General features: G+C 41.0%; 1 protein-coding gene. It reads left to right on the forward strand.

What is annotated here, in order from left to right; all coding sequences use genetic code 11:
- Nucleotides 1-3,436, forward strand: a 3,436-nt coding sequence (locus tag HMPREF9425_RS03645) for a collagen-flanked surface repeat-containing protein (protein WP_003096888.1), incomplete at its 5' end; no start/stop codon positions are given.
- Nucleotides 3,437-3,591 lie beyond the last annotated feature (155 nt).

The following is a 3,591-nucleotide window of genomic DNA, read 5'->3' on the forward strand; positions in this document are numbered from 1 at the left end:
TAACATCAAGGGACCTAAGGGTGACCAGGGTGCTCAAGGTCTTCAAGGACGCGACGGACGTGAAGGTGTACCAGGACCAGCGGGACGCGACGGACGTGATGGAGCAGCAGGTCGTGACGGACGTGATGGACGCGACGGTAAAGACGTATTGAACGGCAAAGTTGATCCAACTACAGAAGGTAAAGACGGCGATAAATACGTTAACACAGAAACTGGTGACGTTTTCGTTAAGAATAACGGCAACTGGGAAAAAGAAGGCAACATCAAGGGACCTAAGGGTGACAAAGGTGAACGTGGAGAAGATGGTAAGACTCCAGAAGTAACTGTAACTCCAGGTAAAGATGGTCATAGTACCGACATTACATTCACTGTTCCAGGTAAAGATCCAGTTACAGTAAATGTTAAGAACGGAGAAAATGGTCTAAACGGTAAAACTCCAAAAGTTGATTTGCTTCGTGTCGAAGGACAAAACGGAAATCCATCACACACAATTGTGACATTCTATACAGATGAAAATGGAGATGGTAAATATAATCCAGGAACTGATGAGCTTCTAGGATCAGAAATGATTAAAGATGGTGCTAAAGGTGCGGACGGACGTGATGGTAAATCATTAATTACTGTTAAAGATGGTAAAGAAACTAAAGTTTACCAAGAAGATCCAGCACATCCAGGTCAACCATTGAACCCTGAAAAACCTCTTGCAGTTATTAAAGATGGAGTGGACGGTGTCTCTCCAACAGTAACAGCTGTTCGTAAGGATGAAGAAGGTCATAAAGGTGTAGAAATCACGGTGGATAACCATGATGGTTCACAACCAACTACAGTCTTTGTTCAAGATGGTGCTAAGGGAGAAACTGGTGCAACCGGTCAGGATGGACAAACTCCTACAATCACTACTCAACGTGGACAAGATGGCCAAAGCACTGTTGTAACTATCACAACACCAGGTAAAGATCCAGTAACCTTCACTGTAAAAGATGGTAAGAATGGTAAAGATGGCCGTACACCAACTATTGACTTAAATGCATTGGTGGAAGCAGTTAGAAGAGGCGCTGGATCAACTTCTAATTCACAACCTTCTGGAACATCAAGAAGTGCAAGAAGAGCAAGAAGTGTAGGAGATAATCCAGATGAAGTAACTCCACCAGCTCAACCAGCATCTTCAGATTCAACAGCATCACAACCAGTAGATGGTACTCGTATTACAGCATACTATGATAACAATGGTAACGGTAAATACGATCCAGGTGTGGATGAATTAATTGGTACAAGTGATATCTTGAATGGTACAAATGGACGTAATGGTGCAGATGGAGCTTCTGGTACAGATGGCCGTAACGGTGCCGAATTATTAAGTGGAGTTACTGCACCAACTGCTAAAGATGGTAAAGATGGTGATACTTACATCGATGCTAACACAGGTGATGTTTACAAGAAAGAAAATGGTTCTTGGAACAAAATCGGAAATATTCGTGGACCTCAAGGAGTAGCTGGTGAAAAAGGCGATAAAGGTGAAAAAGGCGACAAAGGTGAAAAAGGTGAAAACGGGGCTAATGGAGCAGATGGTAAATCACCAGTTGTAAATGTAACTGACAACGGAGATGGAACACACTCTATTACTGTTAGAAACCCTGATGGTTCAGAATCTACAACGAAAGTTAAAGATGGTAAAGACGGTAAAACTGCAACTATCACTACAACAGAAAACCCAGATGGAAGTCACACAATTACTGTAACAAATCCAGATGGAACATCTAAAGAAACTGTTGTTAAAAACGGTAAAGATGGTAAGACTCCTAAAGTTGAAGTAACTGATAACAACGATGGAACTCATACTGTTAAAGTTACAGATGGAGACGGCAATGTTACCAACGCTATCATCAAAGATGGTAAAGACGGTAAAGCTGCAACAGCAACAACTACTGAAAACCCAGATGGAAGCCACACTGTAACAATCACTAACCCAGATGGAACTAAGAATGAATTCGTTGTGAAAAATGGACGTGACGGTGTTGACGGACGTACTCCAACCGCATCTGTTCGTGACAATGGGGACGGAAGTCATACAATCGTTATTACAAATCCAGAAGGTGTGACAACTGAAACAACAGTACGTGATGGTAAATCACCAAAAGTGACTATAACTGACGAACAAAATGGAACTCATAAGATTTCAGTTCTAAATGGTGATGGAACAACTACTGAAACAATCATTAAAGATGGTAAATCACCAGTAGCGACTGTTACTGACAACCATGATGGTACTTACACTATTCGTGTAGAAAATGGAAATGGAACTGTTTCTGAAACCACAGTTCGTGATGGTAAATCACCAACTGCTAAAGTAGTAGACAATGGAGATGGAACTCACACAGTTACAATTGTTAACTCTGATGGAACTACTACAACTACAACAGTACGTGATGGTAAATCACCAAAACTTGAAGTGATCGATAACAACAATGGTTCACACACTATTAAAGTTACAGGAGCAGACGGTAAAGAAACTAATACTACAATCCTTGACGGTAAATCACCAAAAGCTAATATCGTTGATAATGGAGATGGAACTCACACATTAACAATCGTAGATTCTGATGGTCGTGAATATAAATCTATTATTAAAGACGGTAAAGATGGCGTTTCACCAACTGTAACAGTTAAAAATAATAATGATGGAACTCACACAGTTACAATCACAAATCCAGACGGAAGTAAAACTGATATGGTTATCAAAGACGGCAAAGATGGAAAATCACCAAAAGTTTCTGTTGAAGATAATGGAGATGGTAGTCATACAATCACAATCATCAATTCTGACGGAACTGTGACAAAAACAGTTGTTAAAGACGGCAAAGATGGTCGTGATGGTCGCGACGGCAAAGACGGCAAAGATGGTAAATGTGGATGCCAAGACAAACCAGTAACACCATCAAATGACAAACCAGTTCCTCCAACACCAAATGTGCCAGAAGGACCAACATTTGCAATGCCAGAACCACCAGTTCATGAATTGCCAGAATTCAACGGTGGTGTGCCAGGAATGCCAGAAGTTCATGAATTGCCAGAATTTAACGGTGGAGTACCAGGTATGCCTGAAGTTACTGAAGTACCAGAATTAGATATTCCAACAGTACCAGTACAACCAACACCAAATGTACCGACGCCAGAAGTGCCAGTACAACCAACTCCAGTTGTTCCGACACCAGAAGTACCGGTCCAACCAGTACCAGTGGTTCCAGAACAACCTGTAGTGCCAACATCGGCTCAACCAGCAAGTCCAGTAAATGCTAACCCAGAAGTACCAACTACAGTTAAAGAAAACCATGGGGACAAATTACCTGAAACTGGAAGCCAATCTGATTATATCTTTGTTCTTCTAGGTAGCGGTATTCTATTGAGCCTATATGTAGGTCGAAGAAAAGAAGATTAATCATCTAAAAGCAGTCGCTAATTTCTCAAAAGAAGATGATAAGTGATAGATATCGAATGAAAGAATATTCTTAGAACGATTTTCATATGATGGAAAAGACTGCACAAATCCCATGGGATTTGTGAACTGCACCCCAAAAGTTAGACAAAAAAATC

Source organism: Streptococcus vestibularis ATCC 49124 (assembly GCF_000188295.1).
Taxonomy (GTDB): domain Bacteria; phylum Bacillota; class Bacilli; order Lactobacillales; family Streptococcaceae; genus Streptococcus; species Streptococcus vestibularis.